Below are 24,653 nucleotides of genomic sequence, written 5' to 3'. Positions count from 1 at the left end.
CCCGGACAGGGAAGTCAATGGCAAAATGGCAGGAGAGCCCGGGCGTTTCTCCTACTTTTTCCACAAACGGGAGGAAGGCCGGAATTTCATGGTGCTTGATTCATGCACAAACAGTTTGCTGCCGTTTTCCGGATGGCGTACCACGCGGGCACGCCGCCGCTTGATGCTGAACGAACCAAAGCCGCGGAATTTGACCAGTGAGCGCCTCAGGACCGACCGGGCAATCGTGTCCAGAACCGCGTCCAGCGCACGTTCCGCCTGCCTGGGGGTAACGCCGTCCCCCAGCTCCCGCTGAAGTTCCCTGACGAATTGTGTTTTATTCATAGGCCGCCCAGCATGATATGCCCCGTTCTCCCGGTAAAGCGGAGAAGGGGCGCAGGCATTCCTGCCACCAGCCCCATACGGGGATGCCCTTCCGTTCCGGGCTGCAAGTTTCATCCTTGCCCCCCTCCGGCGGACCCATTAAGGTTCAGGGAAGATGCCTTCCCCCGCCGCCGGTGCTCCATTCCCGGAACAAGCTTTCAACGTGACCGCGTTGAAATGGAATACCTGCGCCTGGCTTCTGCTGCCCGTCCTGGTGTTCATGGCCTGGTGGATGCACTGGTATGTCTCTATCCCCCTCGCGGCCCTGATGGCCGCGGGACTGGCTCCCGGAAGGCGCAAGGAACTACCGGAAAGGGAATCCCTCCCCTCTTTTCCCCTGTTCAACCGGTCCTCGTTTCTTGTCCTGGGCGCATTCATCGCCTTGATGGTCCTGTCCGGATGGGGGGAATGGGTCAATCAGCACCCGGACCACATCGTCAGGAACGCCTGCCTTCGTGAATTGGTCGCCAGCCCGTGGCCCGTCGTTTTTCCGGACGGAGACGTCTTGATCTACAACACAGGGTTCTGGCTGGTTCCGGCCCTGGCAGGCAAAGTGGCTGGGCTGGGAGTTGCCCGGGCATTTGTCGTGCTATGGGGTGCATGGGGCCTGTTTCTTGCCTGGCTGTGGCTCTGCGTTTTCTCCGGCCGCCGTTCCCTGCTGCTCGCCCTGCTGATGGTGATGTTCGGCTCCCTTCTGAATTTCCAATGCTGGCTGGGGCTGGATCTGTTCCGCCTGCATTACTTCGGCACGGCGGAACAGGTCATGTGCAGCGCAAACGCCTCCATCCCTGTCATGCTTTTTTTCATCTTCCTGGCTTCGGGACGCATGCCCCCGCACTGGATGCCCCTTTTATTCGCGGCCACGGCCTTTTATTCTCCCCTCGCGGCCCTGGGGGGGCTGCCCCTGGCGGTCTGCCAGTGGCTCCGGCAATGGAAAGGCAGCCGCTCCCCCCGGCGCAGCCTGCTTCATCCCTCCTTTCCGGCAGCCGTCATGCTGGGGGCGTGCTTCCTTCTTTATTATGCGGCGGTAAACGCGCCGTCCTCCCATATGGGCTGGCGGCCTTTTTATACGCGGCCGGGGGATTTTCTGCTGGCAGGGACCTCCTTCCTGCTGTACGCCCTGTTCTGCTGGCGGGATTTCCGGCGGAATTCCCTCTTTATCTGTACGCTGGCAACCGGACTGCTGCTGCCCTTCTTTTACGTCAACGGAGACGTCAACGACCTGCTCTGCAAGGGGAGCGTTCCGGCGATGGCCTGCCTGCTCGCCTTTCTGGCCTCCACCTGGGCGCGGCATCCCCGTCTCCGGATATGGATATGGCTTCTGCTGGCGCTCGGATTGGCGCCCCGGTTCAATGTTCCCTATTACTGCTGTTCTTCCAGCGCCCTCCAGGCATTTCTGACGCCTTGCGCCTCATGCACGGAGCCTTCCTCCTTTCCCTGCCGGGAATGGCGGCAACTCACCTATGCGCCGCAGGCACGCCACCAGGATGAATGGGGCCGCACCATGCACCATCCCGGACACCGGTGGCATCCCTATTATTCCGGCACGCCGCGCCCATGGCTACGCTTCATTTACCGTTTTTGACGTAAAGAAAACAGTTGCGGGAAAAACGCCCGGGAAATGAACATTCCGGATTCACTCCTTTCTTCATGGGAGGGGTCCGAATGCTCAGGCGGTCTTTTGACCTTCCTTCTGGAAGTTTTTCCAGCATTCCTCGATAACCGCGGGCAGGGACTTGCCTTCCTTGTCCATATCCCCCTGGCTTACCATTTTCTTAATCATTTTTCCGGAAACGGGGTCCAGGATGATGACGGCGGGAGGCCCGAAAACGACATAGGGGGCCTTGGAGCCTATGCATCCTACTACTTTGCCCGCTTCCTCCGGAACGAACTGGAAGGTAAAGGAACCCGGTGTCCTTCCCGGGGCCTGCCTGGTATCCACCATCCAGAAGATGAATTTTTTGCCGGAGGCCCTCTTGAAAGTCCGCTCCTTGATATGCTTGTCCGTAAAAATGTTGCAATACACGCACCAGGAAGACCCCGTCAGGTAGATGACCAGGGGAACCTTCTTGGCGATGGCCTCATTGCGCAGCTTGTCAAAGGCGGGACTGCCCGATTCATTCACGGCTGGAACGGGAGCCTGCTGCGCCAGGGCGGAAGCGGGAGCCAGCATGCCTGCCACGGCGGCGGCGCAAAGCACGGAAACGGCAAACTTGATCATATTACAGTAACCATAAGTCTCCCTGCGCAGAAGTCAAACTTCAAGATTCCGCCATTGCCATCATTTGCCGTTCAAGGTATATACATTCGCCATGCGCCATTCCAACCCCTATAACCGCAGGCACCCCTCACGGAATAAATGGCGCTTTGTTTTCTGGCTGTTCATGGCGTTCCTGCTCCTGGGCGCAGCCCTGGTTTATTTCCACCCCGCGGAAGACTGGAAAACTGCGGACCGCAGCAGCAGCGGCCTGGCCCCTCTACCCGCTGAAGAACCGGAAGCCGTCGTCCAGGTTTATTCGGCACGCGCCTTCGGCTGGCGCAGGTATTTCGCCGTGCACACCTGGATAGCCGTGAAGGAGAAGAATGCCGGCTTTTACACCGTGTACCAGGTCATGGGCTACCAGCTTCCCTCCCGGGGAACCAGCGTTTCCATCACGCGGGACATTCCGGACCGCAAATGGTTCGGCGCGGAACCGGAATTGATTCAGGAATTGCGCGGAGCAGCGGCGGAAAAGGCCATTCCCGTCATCAGCCGCACGGCGCAGGATTACCCCTATGCCGATACCTACTGGATCATTCCCGGCCCCAACAGCAACACGTTCACCGCCGCGCTGATGAGGGAAGTGCCGGATCTGACGGTGGAGCTTCCGCCTCATGCGGTGGGGAAGGATTATCTGCCCGGCGGCATTGCCGGACGGACGGAAAGCGGCACGGGCATCCGCATCAATTTATGGGGTCTCGCCGGGTTCAGCCTGGGGCTGGCGGAAGGGGCGGAAGTCAGCCTGCTGGGCCTGAACGCAGGCTTTGACCTGTTGCGCCCCGCCCTTAAACTTCCGATGATCGGGCGCATAGGGCTGCCGGACGCTCCTGTGGGCTGGGACTGGTGGAGCGTCACGCTGCTTCTTTCCGCCGGAGGGTTCATTTTCTTCCGCATGCTCCGCCACATGCGCAGGAAGCGGAGGCAGGCGCACCGCATCCCCCACTTCCGCCATCCGCGGACAAAAACGAGCGAGCGCATTTGAGCCGCATGGTACGGAAGCCTTTTTCCCTTATTCCGTTCCCCGTACACGGGAAGAAGGGGAATAAAGCGGAAATTCGATTGCCAAGCGCGGATGAAGCTGTAAGAATCCGCGCCATGAAAAAGCTCCTGATCCGCTCCTGTCTGATTGCCGGGCTGGCCTGGACCGCTTCCTGCTCCTCCAACAAGGAAACGGCGCCTCAGGAACCCGCTCCCGCCCCAGCCGTTCAGCCGGAACAAACCACCGCAGCGGACCGCCCCGCCCCCTGGGCCCCGGCCCCGGTGAAACCGGCCATTCTTCCGGAGGATGAGAACGAGGAGTCCGTGCCGGGGCCAGCCGTATTGCCTGGCGACTTCCGCCCCGGGCTGCGCACCCCCCGGCTGCCGGAAACCCTGCTGTATGATCTGGACGGCAAACTGATCACCCCCTCCGCGCCGTAACCCTTTTCTTTTCCTTCACCATGACTGCTACCATTCCCAAGGGCTTCCACCCGGAACCTTTTTCCTACCACCAGGAGCTTGAACTGGACATTGACGCCCTTTCCAATGCGGGCGACGGCATCGGTCGCGTGGACGGCTGGGTGGTTTTCGTCCCCTTCGCCCTGCCGGGAGACCGCGTGAAGGCCCGCGTGTGGCGCAACGACAAGAATTATTCCTCCGCGGACCTGGTGGAAGTGCTTCACCCCAGCCCGGACCGCGTGGAGCCCGGCTGCCGCCTGTTCGGCACCTGCGGCGGCTGCCAGTACCAGCATTTTTCCTACGACCGCCAGCTTCTCTGGAAAACCCGGCAGGTGGCGGACCTGCTCCGCTTGCAGGCAGGGCTGGAACTGCCCGTCAATCCGGCCATTGCCTCCCCCCGCCAATACAACTACCGTTCCAAGATTACGCCCCATTTTGACAAGCCCAGGGAAGGAGGCAAGCCGGCCATCGGCTTCCTGAAGGCAGGCTCCAGAAGGGAAGTGGTGGACGTGCCGCAGTGCCCGATTGCCATGGAGTGCATCAACGAGGCCCTGCCTCTGGCCCGCAAGAGCGTTTACCAGGCAGCGGCCCGTTTCAAGCGGGGCGCCACCATCCTGCTCCGCGCCTCGGAAGGGACCGTCATCACCAATAACAACGCCGTGGCCTGCGAGCGCGTGGGCGGTCTGGAATTCCACTTCCTGGCGGGAGACTTTTTCCAGAACAATCCTTTCATTCTTCCGCTGTTTACGGATTACGTGGCCCAGCAGGCGAGCATGGACGGGGAGGAGTTCCTGGTGGACGCCTATTGCGGTTCCGGCCTGTTTGCCTTGAGCCTGGCGAATAAGTTCAGGAAGGTGCTGGGCGTGGAGGTCAGCGAGACTTCCGCGGACTGGGCGCGCAGCAATGCCCGCAGCAACGGGATTGAACATGCGGAATTCCTAGCGGCGGACGCCGGAGCCATTTTCGCCCAGGTGGATTTCCCCGCGGAAAAAACCGCCGTGGTAATCGACCCGCCCCGCAAGGGATGCAGCATGGAGTTCCTGACCCAGTTGTTCGCCTTCGGCCCCGGAAAAGTGGTGTACGTTTCCTGCAATCCCGCTACGCAGATAAGGGACCTGGCGGAGTTTGACAAGGCCGGGTACGCCGTCACCGCCGTCCAGCCCTTTGACCTGTTTCCCCAGACCAAGCACCTGGAATGTGTCGCAACAATCACTAAAAAATTATAATAAGGATAAATATGAGAACATCTGTTTTCTTAAGTTACCCTCAACCCTATTTAAAAAGGCAAAAAGATTTTGTTTGTTTAATCATTGACTATTTAAGAGACAGAGGTTTTGAACCAAGAACTCTAGGAGTTACAGATTATGATATAAACGAACCTTTGGCGGCTATAAGAAGGCTTATGTTAGAATCTAATGGTTTAATTACTATTGCCTTTCGGAGAAACCTGATAAAGTGTGGAATAAGTAAACCTGATAGTGATATTGGACAGTCTTCTTATGAATTTACAAAGACTTGGTTAACTAGTCCTTATTGCCAGATTGAGCCTGCCATGGCATTTCAACTGGGTTTACCTATTTTGATATTAAGAGAAAAAGGAGTGATTGCAGAAGGTATACTGGAAAAGGGAGTTACAGGAACATATTTGCCGGAATTCAATTTAGAAAATTCTGTACCTGGATATTTAAACAGTGAAGAATGGAGGCAACTTATTGGAAAATGGGAAGGATATGTAAGAAATGTTTCTGAAAATAAGGGAAGACCTCCTAATTTATATTAAAATATATAATTCCGACCAAATACCATATTCGTGCCATTATCTCTGTCCAGACTACCCTTTCTCGAATTATAAATCCATTTTCTGCACATTTGAAATATGGTAACTACCCTGAAAAAGAACATCTGATTTTCCCTATGCCCAAGCTTTACATCAAAACCTACGGGTGCCAGATGAACGAGCGGGACTCCGAGCAGGTGGCCCGCATGTTCGTGCAGAAAGGCTATACCATGACGGACCGCGAGGATGAGGCGGACGTGATCCTGTTCAATTCCTGTTCCATCCGGGAACAGGCGGAACAGAAGGCACTGGGGAAGATGGGCCTTCTGGCCAAGCAGCAGCGGCACCGTCCGCACGTGGTGTACGGCATGATGGGCTGCATGGCCCAGAGCAGGAAGGATGAATTATTCAAGGAACTGCCGCGCCTGGACCTAGTGATAGGCACCCAGAAGTACCACCGCGTGTTTGAGCATGTGGACGGCATTCTGCGCGCGCGCCAGGAACGCCGCATGGATGAATTGCAGACCGTCTTTTCCGGCACTCACGTGTGCGACGTGGCGGAAGAGGAGGATTCCCAGAACCGCATCCGGGACCACCTGAATCCCGGCGCGCGCTCCACGGCGTATGTCTCCATCATGCAGGGGTGTGAAATGAAGTGTGCCTACTGCATCGTCCCCTACACCCGGGGCACGGAACGCAGCCGCCCCATCCGGGACGTGGTGGACGAGGTGAAGATGCTGGTGGACGCCGGCGTGAAGGAAGTCACCCTGCTGGGCCAGATCGTCAACCGGTACGGCAGGCAGATGGAAACGGCGGACGGCAAGGGCGGCTTTGTCCAATTGCTGGAAGCCGTGCATGAGGTGGAAGGCCTCCGGCGCATCCGCTTCGTTTCCCCCCATCCCATCGGCTTCCGGCAGGATCTGGTGCAGGCATTCACCTACCTGCCCAAGCTGTGCAGCCACATCCATTTCCCGATGCAGAGCGGCAGTGACCGCATCCTGAAAATGATGCGCAGGCCGTACAGGAATGAAACCTACCTGGACCTTTGCGCCCGGATGAAGCAGGCGCGCCCGGATTTGTCCATCACCACGGACATCATCGTAGGCTTCCCCGGAGAAACGGAGGAAGACTACCTGCTGACCCGGCAGGCCGTGGAACGGGTCCAGTTTGACAACGCCTTCATTTTCCGCTACTCCCCGCGCCGCGGCACTCCCGCCGCCGCCATGGAGGAACAAATTCCGGAGGAAGTGAAGGAAGCGCGCAACCAGGACCTGCTGGCCGTGGTCAATGAAATAGCCATCCGGAAAAACCGGGAACTGGTCGGCACCGTTCAGGAAGTCCTTCTGGAAGGGCCGTCCAAAACGAATGAAGCGCGCCTCTCCGGACGCACCTCCCAGAACAAGCCCGTGATGGTGGATGCCGCCCCGGACCTGGCGGGAGAGCTTCTGCCCATCCGCATTGAAGAAAGCACGGGGTTTACCCTGTACGGCGTCCCATGCCCTTCCAGGGGATGATTTGCACGCCTTCCTCTTCCACCCGCAAATAGATGGCTCCGGTTTCCGGGAGACGGTACACGGCCGTTCCCTCCGGCACGGGGCATTCATGCTCCGTGGTGAAAATGACCGCGCGGGCGCCCGTGGCCCTGATCCACGCGGCGCTGTCCACCGGATCGCGCGGATGGTGCCCGATGACCAGCACATCAGCCCGCGGCGTCATTGCCGCCCGCGCCAGGGAGGAAAACCCGGCATTCCCTATCATCAGGACGAACCGCCTGCGGCATTTCCACGACAGCACCCGGCTCCGGTCCTGATGGATTCCCGTGGACAACGGCACGGGAAAATCTTCCAGAACAAGTTCATTTCCAGGGCGAACCCGCCATTTCCGAACGGAACATTCCGCATCCGCTGCGCCCCAGTTCCGGATTCCGGGATATTCCTTCGCCAGCGCTTCCACTCCGGCGCGCTCCGCCCTGCCGTTCCCGGAAGCCAGCACGCCGGAAGGCCGGATACCACGCGCCTTCAATACGGGAAGAAGGGTGTACCGGACCGCATTTTCCGTTCCTGCGGCCACGACCAGCGCGGGATTGGAGATGACCGCGGACCAGGCGTCCTTCTGCAACGGAACGATGACCGCTTCATTTTCCCCGGCAGGAGGTGCGGAAGAAAGATAGCTGCACGGCAGGGAAGCCACTCCCCCGGCTACCGCCAGCATGACGGAGGCCATCCAGGAAGCCGCCGTATTGCAGACGCATAAAATCCACGGGCACCACGCGAACACCAGCCCGAACAGGGAGACGCCCATGAGCGGAAAAACGAGCACGCTCAAGCACAAATTGGTCAGGGGAGCGTACAGGTTCCAGGTGCCGAAGTGCCATGCCGTCAGGGGAATGGACATCAGCCACGCCCCCACGGAGATGAGCAGCGCGCCGCGGAACGCTTTTTCCAGACGCACAAGGCCTTTTTCCCGCGCATTGTAAATCCGGGAAGGAATGAACGGGTCCGGAGCCCACAGGGGCCTTTCCCGGATGCTCCATCCTGCCAGGCAGACAATCACGGCGAAGACGCAGAAGGAGAGCTGGAACCCCGGCTGGAAAACCTGGAGCGGGTCCATCAGGCAAAGGAGAATGAAAGCCAGCGCCAGAATATTGGCCGGATGCCCCTTCCGGCGCAGCACGGACGCCAACAGCCAGACCGCCGCCATGATGAAGGCCCGCAGGGCGGAGGCGGACATCCCGGTCACAAACACGTACACCGCCAGCAACGGAATGCAGGCCAGCCGCGCCGCACGGGGGCGCACGTACAACAGCCTCAGCATTCCCAGAACCAGCATGGCCGCCACCCCCACATGCATGCCGCTGACGGCGAACACGTGCATGCAGCCGCTTTCCAGAAACTTCGCCATCGTTTCCGGCTTCGCGTCCGTCTTGTCCCCCAGCACGGCGGAAACCATCACCTGCCGGGCCTCGTCATCCGCCGGCGCGCCTTCCCTCAGCAGGCCTGCGGCCCCCTCCCGGAGCCGCAGGGAAAACGCCCGGAGGCGGCTGCACCAGTCGCCCGGCCCCACCCGGCAGGCGCCATCCAGCCGAATCCCGGCAATAATGCCGTGCAGGTATCCCCACCGCTCCCGATCAAAGATGCCGGGGCCGCACGGGGCCTGGAGCGGATATGTCTCTCCCTCAATCCGGTACCGTTCTCCTACTGCCAGGGGGCATTCCCCGCCACGGGAGGAAACTGCGTACAGCCACCGGGCACCGTCCGGGCGGAACAGCACGGACTTTCCGGAAACGGCGTTAACGGAACCCTCCATGGCGACAGTCCTTCCCGCCTCTACGGGAACATTCCCGTATTCCCGGTCATACGCCAGCAGATGCATGGCCGCCCACACCGCCAGGGCAATGGCCAGCAGGCTCATGGAAGGAGCCCGGAACAGGCAGGGCAATAGCGCCCAGCAGAGGCAGAGGCCCCAGAACCAGGGGGAAACGTCCACCGCCGCGCATGCGCACAGCATGGCGAGAGCGGGAGCCAGCAGGGGAGCCGCGGCCATGGTCCGTTCCGGCCACGGCCGCCGCAGGTGGCGCTCCTGTTCCATCCGGGGAAAAGCTTACTGCATGGCGTCCGCGCCGTCCCGTTCCAGGGGAAGAACGGAAGGCAGCGGAAGAACGACGTTGGCAGGCAGGGGGGCCTTGCGCTGGAGCACCTTGGGAGCCAGCGCCTCGCTCGTCTCATAGGCGCCGCGGAACATCTCCAGCTTGGCGTCCAGATTGTCAATGTAATGCAGGGCCACCGCCTCCGGGGTCTTGGGGAACACGGGGGAGCCGAAGGCCAGTTCCCCGTGGTGGGAGGCGATCAGGTGCAGCAGGTGCATGCGCACGTCCGGGGAGGCGGGATCCAGCGTCTTCCAGGATTCCGCTTCCGGAAGGGCCATGATGCGCTTCCACAGATTGTTGACCAGTTCAATGCCCAGCGGAATGTGGCCCAGCAGTTCCCCGGCTTCCGAATAGGGCATCGTGAAATCCTCCTTCGGGTAGCAGTTTTCCCACAGCTTCCCGCAGTCGTGAAACAGGCATCCGGCCAGCAGGAGGTCGCGGTTCAGCTCCGGATTCGCCTGGCAGACGGCAGAGGCCGTGCGCATCATTCCCGCCACATGCTCCACCAGTCCGCCGCGCCGGGCGTGATGGTAAGTGCGGGCGGCGGCGGCGCGCTGGAGGCGTTCCCCGAACTGTTCGATGAATTCAATGCACAGGGCGCGAATGCGCGGATCATTCATGCCCTTGATGAGCACGCAAATCTCCTTCAGGTCCGCCTCCTGCTTCTTCTTCAAGGTTCCGGACCCGGCCAGGAAGCTTTCCTTCTCCTGTTCGTCCAGGGGGCGCACTTCCAGATCGGCCGCTTCCATGCCGAAGCCCCCCTTCGTCCACTGGCCGCGCAGGCTCACGAAACTGCGGAGAGGCAGGGAGGCCAGCGTGCGGAACCAGGGCTTGTCCTCCCACACCTTCAGTCCCATCGTCCCTTCCGCATCGGCAAAAGACACGTCCAGATACGGCTTGTTGCTCTTGGTCATCTTCTGCGCGCACTGGGCGATCTGGGCAAAAACTTCCGCTTCCACCTGGCCCTCCGCGGCCAGCTTGCCCAACTCCATGAGACTGACTTGTTCCATGCGGGCCATCTTGCCCCGCTTCCCTCCATCCGTCAAGAAAACGCCGGAGGACTACGATGATAAAAAAAGGAAACCGCTTATTTTTCCAATACTCCCAACTCGGCAACGGCAACATGGCTGCCTTCCACTACCCGCTTGCCTACAAAACGCAGGTAACGGGCTTTCACGGGCGTCTCCAGGTCAATCCGCTGCGGAACGGGATTGGCGCGGATATTGGAAAACTCTCCCTCCGCGGCGGGAGCTCCCCAATCGTTTCCGTCCGCACTCAGGTAGATGGCGTAGCGGTCAACCGTCCCCTTTGCGGAATCCTTGCGGGGCGTGTAGATGACGGCGGCAACGTTGACCGGACGCCCCATGTCGATTTCCAGCGCCTGCGGAGGAGCTATTTCCCCCTGGGCGGCATGCGTATGCCAGAGGGTGGAGGGGTTGCCGTCAATGGCCAGCTCCGGAGCGGCGGCGCTTCTTTCCCCGGCCGCCACCTTCCAGTCCCGCGTAGGGACGGGGATGATCTGCGCGGTTACGGAAGACCTTCTGCCGCGGTATTCGCTTACCGCCTTCACCGTCCCCCCGGCAGGGAGAAGGAAAGGCTCCCTGTACACGGCGGACTGCGGGCCGGGGTCCGTTCCGTCCGTGGTGTACCTGGTCACCACGCCCTCCGCGGATGCCAGGGTCACCCGGCCATCGCGGTCGTAATTCACTGCCGGAGCATTCAGGATAACAGGGTACTTCCACAGGGAAACCTCGCATAAGGCCGGAACGGCCCGGGATTCTTCCAGCACCACGCGCACTTCATCCGCCGTCACGGGCCTGCCCTTCAAAAGAACCCTGGCTCCTATGCTGGAACCTTCCGTCCATTTGCTCCAGCGGCCGTTTTCACGCACCTCCACGCGGAACTTGCGCACCCTCTGCCCCAGTTGGACGGGTTCCGCCAGCCGGATGACGTCAAATGCCGCAGGTTCCGGCAATTTCAACGCCAGGCAGGGATTTTTATCTTCCGGAGCGGCCGCCCAGTACGTCGCCCGCTTCCGGTCCAGAACTTGTTCCGGGCCGTGCCCCTTCCATGAGGAGGAGGAATCCGCCCGTGCCCCGGAAGCGAAGTTGCGGGAATACAGTTCATTCAGCAGCGCACGGAACCCCGCCAGGGACTTTTTATCCTCTTCATGAATGCGGCCGCGGCGGTCCGGCGGCACGTTCAGATTCAGGTTGGCCCCTCTGCCCACGCTGTCAAAGTACAGCTTCAGCAGATTCTCCGGCGTCCGGACGCGGGAATTCTCATGCTCATGCCAGAACCAGCCCGGACGGATGGAAACATCCACTTCCGCGGGAATCCAGTACTTGCCGTCCACGGTGCCTTCCGTGCCCAACTGGTAGCGCACGGTGCCGGGCGCGGGTTCCGTCCCGGCTTGCAGCGGAACGGGGGTGTACGTGGCCCAGCAGGGATAGCCCGCATAACCGCTTTCGTTCCCCACCCAGCGGGCGCCCGGCCCCACGTCGGAAAAAATCACCGCTCCGGGCTGCCGTTTCTTCAGTTCCCCCCACGTCGTCTTCCAGTCGTAATACGTGCTCCGGTCAATGGAGCGCTTCTCCCGCGTTCCACCGTAATAGCCGTCCCCTCCGTTCGCTCCGTCAAACCACGCCAGGAAAACTGGGCCGTATCCCGTGGACAATTCCTTCAACTGCTCACGGTACATTTTGATATATTCCGGCGTTCCGTAGGAGGGGGCATTGCGGTCCCACGGAGACAGGTAAATGCCGAACCTGACGCCGTACTTTTTGCACGCGCGGGAAATTTCCTTCACTACATCGCCCTTCCCCTGCTTCCACGGGGAGGCCGCCACGCTGTGCCGGGTGGTCTTCGTGGGCCACAGGCAGAAGCCGTCATGGTGCTTGCAGGTCAGCACCACTCCCTTGAACCCGGCGTCCGCCAGCGTCTTTACAATTTCGTCCGCATTGAAATCGGAAGGATTGAACAGCTCCGGCTTTTCGTCGCCATAACCCCATTCCTTCCCGGTAAAGGTATTGATGGTGAAATGGATGAAGGCATACATCTCCATGTCGTGCCATGCCAGTTGAGCCGGAGAAGGAACAGGCTTCAACGGGGAAACCCCATTCTTCACTCCCGCTTCCGCCAACCCGGCGGCCAGCATGCAGGTTCCCATAAGGACAGGGGCCAACTGATTCAATCTTCTCATCAAATGCATAACTAACGTTCGGAACTATGTACGCTCCGGGCATCCCGTTCTTTCAGACAACTCTACGAGTTAAAGCCGTACCGCCCGCTGAAGATGGCCTGTTTCCCGCAATCGCGGGAGAAACGGGGCGCCTGCGCTTTTTTCCTTTTCCGCCCATCAGGGATTATGGAGCAATCAATATATTGAACACGTATCCGGACAGAATGATAAACGCCGTCACTGTTCCGAAGAAAATCCAGATCAGCTTCCAGGTCATCACCTTCTTCAGAAGGGCCGCCTCCGGCACGGAAAGCCCTACCGTCGCCATCATGAACGCTATCGCCGTGCCGATAGGAACGCCTTTCGCCACAAACACCTGGATCACCGGAACTATCGCCGCCGCATTCGCATACATCGGAACCGCGCAAATTACCGCAACCGGCACCGCCCACCAATGCTCCCGGCTCATGGACGCTTCAAAAAATCCCTCCGGCACATAGCCGTGCACCGCCGCTCCCATGGCGATGCCGATCACCACATACAGCGCCACTCCCTTTACGATTTCCCACGCATCATGCATGATGACGGCCCATCTCTTCCGGAACGGCGTCCCCTTCCGCTCCCACGCGCCGCTTTCCTCCCCGGACTGGACAAGCAGCCCCCGTATCCAGGGGGACAGATAGCGTTCCAGCCTGAACCTCTCCAGCACAGCCCCTCCCATCATCCCCAGCAAAATGCCGGAGACCGCATAAATCACCGTGATCTTGAACCCGAACGCCCCCAGGAACAGGGCGATGGCAACCTCATTCACCAGAGGCGATGTGATCAGGAAGGCAAACGTCACGCCCAGCGGAATCCCTCCTTTCACAAAGCCGATAAACAGGGGAATGGAGGAACATGAACAAAACGGCGTGACCGCCCCGAACAGGGCGGCGAAAAAATACTGAAACCCGTAGAGCTTCTTTGTCGTCAAAAACACGCGGATGCGTTCCACCGGGAAATAGGCGTTCACCACGCCCATGAAAAGACTGATCGCGTACAGCAGGAAGAGGATCTTCACCGTGTCGTACACGAAGAAGTTGACCGCCTCCCCCAGACGGGTATGGGGTGTGAACTCCAACACCCCGTAAACCAGCCAGTCGGCAAAATCCTGAATCATAACCGGGAAGAATTCTCCTACCGCTCTGCGGAAACAGCCGGGCGGGGAGGTTCCCCGCCCCCGGAACGTTCCCGGTGATTCATCATCTTAACCACCGCCAGCAGAATGAGCAGCGCCGCAGCCCAGACGGCAGCCCTTTTCCATCCGCCCTTTCGCCTGGAGGAAGCGCTGCCGCAGCAGCCCCCTCCTCCGCACCCGCAGGAACCTGCCTCCGGATGGGGAACATTCCCCTTTACTGCCCTTGAATCCTCCGGCCTTCCGCTACAGCAACCCTTCTCCGGAGAATCCGCTTGAAGCGCTTTTTGGAGCATCCTCCTGATTTCATCCCGGGAGGGTACCGTGCCGGAAACAAGAATCCTGCCGTCCACCTCAAGAGCCGGGGTTTCCAGCACTCCGGCGGCGGCAAGTTGCGCGGCATCCGTCACCTTTTCCGGAAGCGGTTCCAGGCAGAGTTCCCGCATGACCTGCTCCGTCACCTGCGCCAATGCCGTACATTTGGCGCACCCCGGTCCGTAAATTACTATCCTCTTCATGTAATTATTGATTTATATTTTTAAGAATATCAAAATGTATGAATAAAAAATACTGAACAAACTGAATACCAATACCGTTACCCCTTTAACGCCGGGCTTTCCTGCAAACACGAAAGCACGCTGCTGAGGCAGGGGCAGCACAGGGAATAATACACATTTTTCCCCCGCTGCTCACAGGACACTATCCGGCTGTTCTTCAACACGTTCAAATGGCTGGAAACGGTAGACATGTCACGTCCGGAATCCTTCTGCAGTTCGCAGACGCAGCGTTCTCCATCCAGAAGCATCTCCACAATCATGAGGCGCACGGGATGCCCCAGCGCCTTGAAAACACCGGCAAGAGGTTCCAGCTCCTTGACGGAGTGAACCGGACGGGATGAAGAGGTGCAGGAGCAATCGGACATAAGCAATGGATTTATTATTTTTAAAATCGTAAAAATGTCAATCTGTTTTCCCGCCACGGTCATGGCACACCACACAGGCACGGAGCCATGCGGCAGCCGCTTGAAATCACCCCCCATGCTGGACACGGCAATTCCCTTCCGATATGCTCGTTTACACACCTTTACCGCCATGCTGTACATCGGATGCCACCTCTCCTCCGCAAAAGGTTACGAAGCCATGGGCAGGGTTGCCCTTTCCATCGGAGCCAACACCTTCCAGTTCTTCTCCCGCAATCCGCGCGGAAGCAAGGCCAAGGCCATTGACGAACCGGACATTGCCCGTTTTCTGAAGCTGGCGGAAGACAACGGCTTCGGCACGCTGCTGGCGCACGCCCCTTATACGCTGAACCCCTGCTCCGCTGACCCCAAAGTCACCCGCTTTGCGGCCCAGGTGCTGAGGGAAGACCTGGAGCTCATGGAGTATCTGCCGGGCAACCTTTACAACTTCCATCCCGGCAGCCACGTGGGACAGGGAGTGGAAAAAGGCATTGAACTGGTGGCGGACCAACTGAACGGCGTGCTTGCTCCGGACCAAAAAACCACCGTTCTGCTGGAAACCATGTCCGGCAAGGGAAGCGAGCTCGGCAAGACCTTTGAAGAACTGGCCGCCATCATTGAGCGCGTGGACCTGAAAGAAAAGCTGGGCGTCTGCCTGGACACCTGCCACGTTTATTCCGCCGGGTACGACATCGTCAACAGCCTGGACGCCGTGCTGGAACAGTTCGACTCCGTGCTGGGCCTGGAACGCCTGAACGCCATCCACCTGAACGACAGCATGACGCCTTTCTCCTCCTTCAAGGACCGCCATGAAACCATCGGCAAGGGGAGCCTGGGAGAACAGGCCTTCATCAACATCATCAACCATCCTTCCCTCCGGGAAGTGCCCTTTTTCCTGGAAACGCCCCGGGACGACGCCGGGCACGGCGAGGAAATAGCCTGGCTGAAAGAACATTACCGCGGCTGACCTGCCCCAACGGCAGCCCCGTACCGTCTGGAAGCCGGCCCTTCTTCCGGAGAAAAAGCTTGCACCCGCCCCGGATACGGTATACACAAGGCCTATAAATTAGTTTAAACTAATTCCAATATCTGCTTTTCAAGGCAGAACCCATCCGGCTTTTATGAAAGAAATGCGCATCGCAAAAATAACAGGGCGTGAAATTCTGGATTCACGCGGCAACCCCACCATTGAGGCGGACGTTTATCTGGAAGGCGGAGCCACAGGCACGGCGGGCGTCCCCAGCGGAGCTTCCACCGGGGAACATGAAGCCTGGGAACTCAGGGACGGCGATATGGCCCGGTACCAGGGCAAGAGCGTCACCAAAGCTGTGGACAATATCCGCAACGTCATCGCCCCGGCCCTGATCGGCCTGGAAGCGACGGAACAAACCACGGCGGACGCCCTCATGAGCTCTCTGGACGGCACCTTCAACAAGGCCAAACTGGGAGCCAACGCCATTCTGGGCGTTTCCCTGGCGCTTGCCAAGGCGGCGGCGGCCCAGCTGCAACAGCCCCTGTACCGTTACCTGGGAGGCCCGAACGCCAAGGTTCTGCCCGTCCCCATGATGAACATCATCAACGGCGGCGCCCACTCCGACGCGCCCATCGACTTCCAGGAATTCATGATCGTTCCGTCCGGCGCGCCTACTTTCCGGGAAGCCCTGCGCTATGGCGCGGAAGTCTTTCATGCCCTGAAATCCGTCCTGCACAGCCGCGGCCTTTCCACCGCCGTGGGTGATGAAGGCGGCTTCGCTCCCAGGCTGAACTCCGCGGAAGACGCGCTGGACTGCATCGCCCAGGCCGTGGACAAGGCCGGCTACCGGTTCGGGGAGGACATTTCCATTGCCCTGGACGTGGCTTCCTCCGAATTCTACGATCCGGAATCCGGACTGTACGTTTTCAAGAAGTCCGACGGCAGCCGCAGAACCGCCGCGGAACTGACGGATTACTACGTGGAACTGAAGAAGAAATACCCCATCGTCTCCATTGAGGACGGCTGTGCGGAAAACGACTGGGACGGCTGGAAAATCCTGACGGAAAAACTGGGCAAAAGCACCCAGCTCGTCGGGGACGACCTCTTCGTCACCAACGTTGAATTCCTCAGAAAAGGCATTCATCTGGGCGTGGGCAACTCCATTCTGGTGAAGGTAAACCAGATCGGCTCCCTGACGGAGACGCTGGATGCCGTGGAGTTGGCCATGGGCAACCGCTACACTGCCGTTATTTCCCACCGCTCCGGGGAAACGGAAGACGCCACCATCGCGGACATCGCCGTGGGGACCAACGCCGGCCAGATCAAGACCGGCTCCCTGAGCCGTTCCGACCGCATGGCCAAATACAACCGCCTTCTCCGGATTGAGGAGGAACTGGGGGAATCTGCCCGCTACGGCAACGGATTCGGCCTGTTCTGACCCCTTTTGCCGGAACTGGTATAAAGCAACCCAAATCCCCGGTCGTCGTGAGGCGGCGCGGGGATTTTTCATTCTCCGGGGTAATTGCATCCTTTTCTTTGGGACAAAATATGCAATGCTGGGCTTTCGGATTCCGCATTGCCAAAAAGCCCCATCTCCGTTCCGCGCCATGTCTCCCAGCCTTTCCCTGCCCACACGCCCCCTGCTGTGCGCGGCACTGGCGTACCTGGCGCTTCCTCTGGGCCTCTTCCTGTGGGGATGGCTGCATCCCGCCTTCTCCGTTCCGCTTTGCGCCGCACTGGCGTATGGATTTTACGCCTGCACCCGGAATCTTCCGGAACAGCGGCTTCCTCTGAAAGCCCGCGGACTGGCCGTGCTGGGCTTTCTGTCCGCCTTCTGCCTGCTGCTGGTGCTGCTGTGCGGCTTCACGGGCCACTGCCAGCAGCACGCGGACTTTGCGGTCCGCAACGCCGTTTACGAACAGCTCGCGGCAGGCTCCTGGCCCCTCGTCATGGCAGACGGGCGCCACTTCATCTACTACCTGGGCCATTGGCTGCCTCCCGCGCTGGCCACCTCCTGCTGTCCGGATGCATGGGCTCCCTGGCTGCTGGCCCTGTGGACCTTCCTGGGGCTGGAACTGGCGTTGCTGGCAGCTGCCTCCCGCTGGGGCGTCCGGCAAACGGCCTGGTGGGCGCTGGTTCTCTTCTGCCTGGGATCTCCGGCAGCGGCGCTGGACTGCCTGGGAATGCCCCTCCCCTCCCTGTTCGCGGAATACAATGCCCAGATGGTGCTGTTCATCGGCATGCCCGCCCAACTCTTCAACACGTTCAACCATGCCGTTCCGGCGCTGTTGTGCGCCGTGCTTATTCTGACCCGCTCCCTGCCTGCCGCGGGATATTATTTCATGGGGGCATTGCTGCTGCCGTCCTCCCCGCTGGGCGCTCTTCTGCTCCTTCCGTACATAGTGTATGAAACCCTGTTCTGCCGCCCAACGGAGCAGGCTTCTCCTTCCCGGCTCCGGTCCCTCCTGCTCCAGCCGGCTTTCTGGGTTGCCTTCCTGTGCGCGGCGGTCATGGCCGTCTTTTATGCCCATCTGGACGGTGGGGGGCAGTTTTCCTGCCTTTTTGCCGGGAAGTATGCGGAAATCTACCACTACGGCCAGCAGCGGCTGCTGCTCTATCCCGGCTCCGTCAAATACGCCAGTTTCCTGCTGGCTCTGGCCCTGGGCGTTCTGCTGCCGGGTGCGCTGCTCTTCCAAGCATGCCGGAGGAATCCGCTGTACTACATCACGCTGGGGATGATGGCAGGCAGCCTCTTTTTCCGCACGGGCATCATGAATAATGAACTTCTCTTTAAAGCCCCGGCGGTCCTCTATCCCTTCCTCTCCCTGCTCTTTCTCCATGCCTTCCGCCAGGGGGGCACGAAATACCGGACACTCCTGATTCTTTACCTGGCCTGCACGGCCCTTCCGTCCCTGCAATGCATGATGGAAAAAGCGGGTACGTTCTCCACCCGGGCAAGCACTATGCAGGAGCATCAGCTGACGGCGCACGGCGGCATGCTTGACCGCCGGAAAGACCCCGTCTGCCGCCAATTCGTCAAAAAGGACGGCCATCCCCTCCCCGCCTGGCTGTTCAAGACCGGAACAAGGCCATAACGTCACGGCGGCGGGAATCAATCCAGCCTGATGCCGAACATGTCCGACAGGGACCCGGCATCCTTGTCCAGCGCGTCTTCTCCGCCGGGAACGGCTTCCGGAGCCTTCGGAATCAGGGCGGAGGCGTCCATTCCGCGCAGGGTAAACAGCAGTTCCGGCTGTTCGTCCAGTATCACGCCGAAGGCGTACAGGACCGCGGACGCATGCTTGCACAAATCCGCCCAGTCCGGGCAGGAACAGGAAAAACGCCACTCTTCCGGCGCGGGGAACAGGCCGCCCTCCGGATCGCACAGGATTTCCAGCAGCTCCGGGGAGAGGTTCCCCTTCAGCAAGTCAATCCAGGAACCGATATGCCCGGCGCACCGCGCACGCAGCCGGGCAAGCGCCTCTTCATCCGGAGGGGCGGCATGCACGCGGACCTCATACAAATGCTCCCCCATCACCAGCGCGTCAATGCGGCCGGGAGCCGCTTTCACGTCCAGAACGCAGCCATAGCGCAAATAAGTACGCCCGGGGGCCAGCCGCATGCCGTACACCTCGCACGCGGCCAGGCTCTTCATCCATTCCTTTCCCCAGAACTTTTTCGCCAGATTTCGCCCGGAAGCCGTCACGGGATGCAGCTCTATCCCCTCCGCGGCCAGTTCCGCCGCCTTCTCCTCCGCGCGTTTCCGCAAATCCGCCCGTTTCAGGGGCATGCCATCATTTTCACACATATGATATTTTACCTTTTATTCCATAAAGAACGGCTTATGAATCATTCACTAATGTTCTTTAGGAACTGTTCTCAGCATGAAATCTCCAAATAAAGGTACCGTGAATGCCAATTCTCCATAAGAAGGACTATATATCATTCCCTTTTTCATTAAATGGGCCCGGGTTGGACCTATCTTGTTCACAGTAACTCCCAGAGCATGTGCAATTTCTCCGGCTCGCATCCTTTCAGATCTTAATTCTGCCATGGTTCTCAGGAATCTTTTTTCTCCCGGAGTAAGCCGATCAAATCTTACACGGAAAAAATTTTGATCCAATCTCTCTATAACCTTCTCCGTTGCCCGATTAATTACATCCAATGTAATATTTTCAGTTTGCGCCTGTTTCCAAGCCTGATATCCCCATTCTTGTAAAAAATACGGATATCCATGAGTAAGTTCATATATTTTATCAAGAGCATCATTTGCAAATACAGCTCCCTCCCTTCTGGCCGGTTCCTGCAATGCGCGAGCAACATCTTCCTGGGATAAAGCTCCAACATCAGGAAAACTGAATAAGCGTTCAGCATAGGATTTAGAATCTCCGGCCAAACCCGGCAAAATAGGAAGCCCGGCACCTAATAAGACAATAGGACTCTGTTTCTGTTGAATTCTATGCATTGCCATAATCAATGCACTTAATTCCTTCTCTTTAAAATATTGGATTTCATCAATAAGAATGGCAACAGCGGATTGTTTTTCCATGGCTGCCTCCGACAATGCCTGAAAAAGCTCAGGCAAATCATTTTCAAGGTCTCCGCTGTCCGCTACACCCGGTAACGGATCCAAGTCCAATCCCAAATCTCCATAGTTAATTCTGATAGTTCCAATAAAATTTCTAAGAGCAATCAGCCCCCTTTTAACTTTATCACCTGTTCCGGCCAATCTGTTCAATTCAAAAAACAACCTCCTCAAATATGGAGCAAGACTGGCACCTAAAGATTTATTTTCATGTGCTTCAATCGAGATCGTATGATATCCATGTTGTTGCGCCAATCGTTCCATTTCATTGAGTAGAACCGTTTTCCCTACTCCTCTCAAACCAGTTAGAAGCATGCTTTTTTCTGGTCTCCTATTCAAAGTACGCCCTAATAAAATCTCTGTTTGTCTAAGAATGCTGGACCTCCCTACCAACTCGGGAGGAGGAGAGCCAGCACCTGGTGAAAAGGGATTTTTTATTTCATCCATAATATAGCCCGTTATAGTAAGTATACTTCTAAGGCTTTTCAAGTAGAACTTACTAGACCTTCTTACCTCTTCTTACCTCTTCTTACCTCTTCTTACCTCTTCTTACCTCTTCTTACCTCTTCTTACCTAGTTCTACCTAGTTCTATCTAGAATTTAATAGAACTAGGTAGAATAAAAACTCCATTCCAAATCCGTCCACATTACCTATTTCAAGCTTTCAAAACAACATGGCTTCAGGCACAACATGTGGGTCATGTGGAAAGGCAGATTTTCTAAACCCACCGCTGATCTGGTTCAACGCTACGGCGAATCCGTCTCCTACGACTGGAGGCTCTTCCGCCAGGACATTGCCGGATCCATCGCCCATGCGCGGGCACAGCTCAAGGCAGGCCTGCTTTCGCAGGAGGAATTCAGCGCCATTGAATCCGGCCTGAAGGACATTCTGAAGGACATTGAGGCAGGCAGCTTCACGTGGAGCCGGGAGCTGGAAGACGTGCACATGAACATTGAAAGCGAGCTGACCCGACGCATCGGCGCGCCGGGTGCCAAGCTGCATACCGCACGCTCCCGCAACGACCAGGTGGCTACGGACACACGGCTTTACTGCCGGGCGGAGATTGATGAAATCCTGGAAAAAGTGCGCCATTTGCAGCGTGCGCTGGTCATGAAGGCGAAGGAGTACGCGGACGCCATGATGCCGGGCTATACCCACCTGCAGCGCGCCCAGCCCGTCACGATGGGCCACCATTTGCTGGCTTACGTGGAAATGCTGAACCGGGACGCGGACCGCCTCACGGACTGCCGCAGGCGCCTGAACGTTTCCCCGCTGGGTTCCGGAGCTATTGCCGGTTCCACCATCTGCCTGGACCGCCGCGGGATTGCCGCAGAACTGGGCTTTGACGCCGTGACGGAGAATTCCATGGATGCCATTGCCGACCGGGATTACATCATGGAAACCCTCTTTGACCTGGCCGTGATCGGCGCCCACCTCTCCCGCATGAGCGAGGACGTCATCCTGTGGTGCACGGCGGAATTCGGCTTCGCCACCCTGTCGGACGCCCATACCACGGGCTCCTCCCTGATGCCCCAGAAGAAAAATCCGGACGTCGCCGAACTTACCCGCGGCAAGACGGGACGCCTGTACGGCAACCTTACCGCCGTGATGGTGGCCGTCAAGGGGCTGCCCCTGACCTACAACCGCGATCTCCAGGAAGACAAGGAACCCCTCTTCGATTCCATTGACACGATCAAGCTGGCCCTGGACGTCAATGCGGAGATGATGGCCGCCATGACGGTCAACACGGCCCGGGCTCTGGAAGCGGCTTCCGATCCCATGCTGCTGGCTACGGACCTGGCGGACTACCTGGTTCGCCGCGGCGTTCCCTTCCGGAAGGCTCACGAACTGGTCGGAAAAGCCGTCGCCATGAGCATTTCCACAGGTACGCCCCTCAACCAGTTGAGCGACGAACAGTTCGCCTCCATTTCAGACGCGTACGGAACCGCCGCGCGCGACGTATTTGAATTGACAAAAGCCTTCGCCCAGCGTACCAACCCGGGGGCTCCCAATTCCGAGAATACCCGCCGCCGCATCGCCTACTGGGAAGACATTCTTTCCAAATAACACTGCCTGCGGGGAGCGGACGGAACGGGGAACCTGCCGTCCGTCTCCGCGGCGCGCCTCCGGGTGCAGGAAGGGGACGTTTTACACCCCTCCGGCGGCGGCATTCCACCGCAGCCGGCCAACATCCCGGCAGCCATGTTCAGACCTGCTCTCCTTTCCTCTCTCAAGACCTATACCAAGCAAACTTTTCTGGCGGACCTCTTCGCGGGGCTCACCGTCGGCGTGGTGGCCATCCCGCTGGCGATGGCCTTTGCGATTGCATGCGGGCTCTCCCCCACCCAGGGCCTCGTCACCGCCATCGTAGCCGGCTTCCTCATTTCCCTGTTCAGCGGAAGCAAGTATCAGATAGGCGGTCCCACCGGCGCCTTCGTCATCATCATCATGGGCGTGCTGGAACAGTACCACGCGTCCGGACTGCTGGTCTGCACGCTGATGGCGGGCCTCTTTCTCATTATCCTGGGCTTCTGCCGCATGGGGGCGCTTATCCGCTTCATTCCATTCCCCGTCACCACGGGATTTACCTCCGGCATTGCCGTGGTGATTTTCTCCACGCAGATCAAGGACATCTTCGGCCTCACCATCACGGAAAAAATCCCCGGCGACTTCATTGAAAAATGGGCGTGCTACTTCAACTACTTCCACACCATCAACTGGGCGGCGCTGGCGCTGGCCGTCGGCACCGTCGCCATTACCCTGCTGAGCCGCCGCTTCTGGCCCAGGGTGCCGGCCATGCTGGTGGGCATGCTGGGCATGACCGCCGTTTCCGTAGCCTTCTCCCTGCCCGTAACCACCATCGGGCAGGCCTTCGGCAGCCTTCCGAACACGCTTCCCCTCCCTTCACTGCCCCACATTGAATGGCACAACCTGGGGGCGCTGACGGCTCCGGCCTTCACCATCGCCCTGCTGGCGGCGATTGAATCCCTGCTGAGCGCCTCCGTGGCGGACGGCATGACGGGAGGACGCCACAAACCCAATATGGAACTCATTGCCCAAGGAATCGGCAACATCGGGTCCGCCCTGTTCGGCGGCATTCCGGCCACCGGGGCCATCGCCCGCACCGCTACCAACATCAAGGCGGGGGCCAAAAGCCCGGTTTCCGGCATGATTCACGCGGTGACCCTTCTTGCCATCCTGATGGCCTTTGCCCAGTACGCCCAGCAGATTCCTCTGGCCGTGCTGGCGGGCATCCTGACGGTGGTGTGCTACAACATGAGTGAAATGCACACGTTCAGCCGCCTGCTGAAAGGGCCGCGGCAGGATGCGGCGGTGCTGGTGATCACCTTCCTGCTGACCGTCTTTGTGGACCTGGTCGTGGCCGTGGAGGTGGGTGTGGTGCTCGCCGCCCTGCTCTTCATGGGCCGCATGGCCCAGATCAGCGACGTTTCCGCCATTAAAAACGAGCTGCTGGATAACGACGAGGAAGACGACGAAGACCGTTCTACGGCCAAACTCAGCATTCCGGAAGGCGTGGAAGTTTTTGACGTGAAGGGCCCCTTCTTTTTCGGCGCCGTGGAACAGTTCAAGGACCAGGTGCTGGAAACGCTGGAGCACGATACCAAGGTAGTCATTCTGCGCATGCGCCTGGTTCCCGCGCTGGACGCCACCGGACTGAATGTTCTTTCCGACTTCTGCCATCAGTGCCGGGAGCACGGCTCCACCCTGCTGGTCTGCGGCGTGCAGCCGCAACCTCTGGACGTCATCCGCCACGCGCCCTTTTACCGGGAGCTGAAACGCTACAACATCTGCGAGAATATTGACGCCGCCCTGAACCGCGCCCGCAAGATCATCAACGGTCCCGCGCCAAAACACCTGTAACGGCGGCTACTCCCCCCGTGCGGCCAGGTAGGCCGCGCCCCATTCATTCATGGCTTCCAGTACGGGCAGCACGCTCCTGCCGAAGGCCGTCAGGGAATACTCCACCCTGGGCGGAATGACGGGGTACGCCTTGCGTTCCACTAATCCGTCCGCCTCCAGTTCCCGGAGCTGCTGGGTGAACATCTTGGTGGTGGCCTCCGGGATCAGGCGGTGCAGCTCGTTAAACCTCACGGGAGCCTTCTGGTAAAGATGCCAGAGGATGACAATCTTGTACTTCCCGCCGATCAGGGAAAGCGTGACGCCGCAGGGGCAACGGTAGGAGGATGAAGGCTTTTTCATCGTTACAGTATCTTTTTTGACACTATATTACAAAATAGTGCCTACTTGTCAAAAACTCCCTGTCTCTCTATGCTGGC

Annotated in this window: 22 protein-coding genes; 11 read left to right on the top strand and 11 right to left on the bottom strand. The window is 58.9% G+C overall.

The genetic code is table 11. From position 1 onward, the window contains the following. Positions 1 to 51: 51 nt before the first annotated feature. Positions 52 to 324, bottom strand: a complete 273-nt coding sequence (locus J5W70_RS04990) for an HU family DNA-binding protein (RefSeq protein WP_022396849.1) — start codon at positions 322 to 324, stop codon at positions 52 to 54. Positions 325 to 526: 202 nt separating this feature from the next. On the opposite strand from J5W70_RS04990, the gene J5W70_RS04985 reads away from it, so the two are divergent. Next, positions 527 to 1,948, top strand: coding sequence for a hypothetical protein (locus tag J5W70_RS04985; protein WP_146021357.1), 1,422 nt, complete (start codon positions 527 to 529; stop codon positions 1,946 to 1,948). 84 nt (positions 1,949 to 2,032) lie between these two features. On the opposite strand, the gene J5W70_RS04980 is transcribed toward J5W70_RS04985, so the two are convergent. After that, on the bottom strand, positions 2,033 to 2,584 hold the full coding sequence (locus tag J5W70_RS04980) for a thioredoxin family protein (RefSeq protein WP_022396851.1): 552 nt from the start codon (positions 2,582 to 2,584) through the stop codon (positions 2,033 to 2,035). Between the two features lie 91 nt (positions 2,585 to 2,675). On the opposite strand from J5W70_RS04980, the gene J5W70_RS04975 reads away from it, so the two are divergent. The 5 genes from J5W70_RS04975 (at position 2,676) to miaB (ending at position 7,351) form a co-directional block, all read left to right on the top strand. Next, positions 2,676 to 3,605, top strand: a complete 930-nt coding sequence (locus J5W70_RS04975) for a DUF3750 domain-containing protein (RefSeq protein WP_022396852.1) — start codon at positions 2,676 to 2,678, stop codon at positions 3,603 to 3,605. Between the two features lie 113 nt (positions 3,606 to 3,718). Continuing rightward, the gene (locus J5W70_RS04970; protein WP_022396853.1) at positions 3,719 to 4,042 is read left to right on the top strand and encodes a hypothetical protein; all 324 of its coding nucleotides are present in this window, start codon (positions 3,719 to 3,721) and stop codon (positions 4,040 to 4,042) included. A gap of 20 nt (positions 4,043 to 4,062) precedes the next feature. Then, entirely contained in the window at positions 4,063 to 5,286 is a 1,224-nt protein-coding gene (locus J5W70_RS04965; protein ID WP_102730878.1) for a class I SAM-dependent RNA methyltransferase, read from the top strand. 11 nt (positions 5,287 to 5,297) lie between these two features. Continuing rightward, the gene (locus tag J5W70_RS04960; protein WP_102730879.1) at positions 5,298 to 5,840 is read left to right on the top strand and encodes a hypothetical protein; all 543 of its coding nucleotides are present in this window, start codon (positions 5,298 to 5,300) and stop codon (positions 5,838 to 5,840) included. Positions 5,841 to 5,974: 134 nt separating this feature from the next. Next, positions 5,975 to 7,351, top strand: coding sequence for a tRNA (N6-isopentenyl adenosine(37)-C2)-methylthiotransferase MiaB (miaB, locus tag J5W70_RS04955; RefSeq protein WP_022395978.1), 1,377 nt, complete (start codon positions 5,975 to 5,977; stop codon positions 7,349 to 7,351). On the opposite strand, the gene J5W70_RS04950 is transcribed toward miaB, so the two are convergent. From J5W70_RS04950 to J5W70_RS04925, 6 genes are all read right to left on the bottom strand, one after another. Beyond that, complete coding sequence (locus tag J5W70_RS04950; RefSeq protein ID WP_102730880.1) at positions 7,314 to 9,425, bottom strand: ComEC/Rec2 family competence protein; 2,112 nt, start codon at positions 9,423 to 9,425, stop codon at positions 7,314 to 7,316. The genes miaB and J5W70_RS04950 overlap by 38 nt on opposite strands. Before the next feature lie 12 nt (positions 9,426 to 9,437). Next, on the bottom strand, positions 9,438 to 10,493 hold the full coding sequence (locus J5W70_RS04945; protein WP_180971001.1) for a 3'-5' exoribonuclease YhaM family protein: 1,056 nt from the start codon (positions 10,491 to 10,493) through the stop codon (positions 9,438 to 9,440). Positions 10,494 to 10,570: 77 nt separating this feature from the next. Next, positions 10,571 to 12,652 carry an alpha-L-fucosidase gene (locus J5W70_RS04940; RefSeq protein WP_022395981.1) on the bottom strand — a complete coding sequence of 694 codons (2,082 nt, stop codon included), beginning with the start codon at positions 12,650 to 12,652 and terminating at the stop codon, positions 10,571 to 10,573. A 196-nt stretch (positions 12,653 to 12,848) separates the two neighbouring features. After that, on the bottom strand, positions 12,849 to 13,823 hold the full coding sequence (locus J5W70_RS04935) for a permease (protein ID WP_022395982.1): 975 nt from the start codon (positions 13,821 to 13,823) through the stop codon (positions 12,849 to 12,851). Between the two features lie 17 nt (positions 13,824 to 13,840). Continuing rightward, positions 13,841 to 14,356: an MTH895/ArsE family thioredoxin-like protein gene (locus tag J5W70_RS04930; protein WP_022395983.1), complete on the bottom strand. Its 516-nt coding sequence runs from the start codon at positions 14,354 to 14,356 to the stop codon at positions 13,841 to 13,843. Positions 14,357 to 14,433: 77 nt separating this feature from the next. Beyond that, positions 14,434 to 14,760, bottom strand: coding sequence for an ArsR/SmtB family transcription factor (locus J5W70_RS04925; protein WP_022395984.1), 327 nt, complete (start codon positions 14,758 to 14,760; stop codon positions 14,434 to 14,436). Positions 14,761 to 14,929: 169 nt separating this feature from the next. Here J5W70_RS04925 and J5W70_RS04920 point away from each other — a divergent pair, with 169 nt between their 5' ends. The 3 genes from J5W70_RS04920 to J5W70_RS04910 all read left to right on the top strand — a co-directional run bounded on the left by J5W70_RS04920 (position 14,930) and on the right by J5W70_RS04910 (position 18,864). Then, positions 14,930 to 15,763: a deoxyribonuclease IV gene (locus J5W70_RS04920; RefSeq protein WP_022395985.1), complete on the top strand. Its 834-nt coding sequence runs from the start codon at positions 14,930 to 14,932 to the stop codon at positions 15,761 to 15,763. Between the two features lie 154 nt (positions 15,764 to 15,917). Next, on the top strand, positions 15,918 to 17,207 hold the full coding sequence (eno, locus tag J5W70_RS04915; protein ID WP_022395986.1) for a phosphopyruvate hydratase: 1,290 nt from the start codon (positions 15,918 to 15,920) through the stop codon (positions 17,205 to 17,207). A 169-nt stretch (positions 17,208 to 17,376) separates the two neighbouring features. After that, positions 17,377 to 18,864: a hypothetical protein gene (locus J5W70_RS04910; protein ID WP_022395987.1), complete on the top strand. Its 1,488-nt coding sequence runs from the start codon at positions 17,377 to 17,379 to the stop codon at positions 18,862 to 18,864. A gap of 17 nt (positions 18,865 to 18,881) precedes the next feature. Here the strand turns inward: J5W70_RS04910 and J5W70_RS04905 are convergent, their stop codons facing one another. Beyond that, positions 18,882 to 19,559 carry an SWIM zinc finger family protein gene (locus tag J5W70_RS04905; protein ID WP_215841941.1) on the bottom strand — a complete coding sequence of 226 codons (678 nt, stop codon included), beginning with the start codon at positions 19,557 to 19,559 and terminating at the stop codon, positions 18,882 to 18,884. Positions 19,560 to 19,625: 66 nt separating this feature from the next. Further along, positions 19,626 to 20,801: an ATP-binding protein gene (locus J5W70_RS04900; RefSeq protein WP_022395989.1), complete on the bottom strand. Its 1,176-nt coding sequence runs from the start codon at positions 20,799 to 20,801 to the stop codon at positions 19,626 to 19,628. Positions 20,802 to 21,054: 253 nt separating this feature from the next. On the opposite strand from J5W70_RS04900, the gene argH reads away from it, so the two are divergent. Together argH and J5W70_RS04890 are read left to right on the top strand one after the other, a co-directional pair. Continuing rightward, a complete protein-coding gene (argH, locus tag J5W70_RS04895; protein ID WP_180973662.1) occupies positions 21,055 to 22,422 on the top strand; it encodes an argininosuccinate lyase in 1,368 nt (455 codons plus the stop codon). A 135-nt stretch (positions 22,423 to 22,557) separates the two neighbouring features. Continuing rightward, positions 22,558 to 24,237 (top strand): SulP family inorganic anion transporter, encoded by a 1,680-nt coding sequence (locus J5W70_RS04890; RefSeq protein ID WP_022395916.1) that lies wholly within the window; start codon positions 22,558 to 22,560, stop codon positions 24,235 to 24,237. A 6-nt stretch (positions 24,238 to 24,243) separates the two neighbouring features. On the opposite strand, the gene J5W70_RS04885 is transcribed toward J5W70_RS04890, so the two are convergent. Then, complete coding sequence (locus J5W70_RS04885) at positions 24,244 to 24,576, bottom strand: winged helix-turn-helix transcriptional regulator (protein WP_022395915.1); 333 nt, start codon at positions 24,574 to 24,576, stop codon at positions 24,244 to 24,246. Between the last annotated feature and the right edge of the window lie 77 nt (positions 24,577 to 24,653).

The organism is Akkermansia massiliensis (assembly GCF_018847375.1).
Taxonomy (GTDB): Bacteria; Verrucomicrobiota; Verrucomicrobiia; order Verrucomicrobiales; family Akkermansiaceae; genus Akkermansia; species Akkermansia massiliensis.
This window is presented reverse-complemented; position numbering and strand designations above follow the sequence as displayed.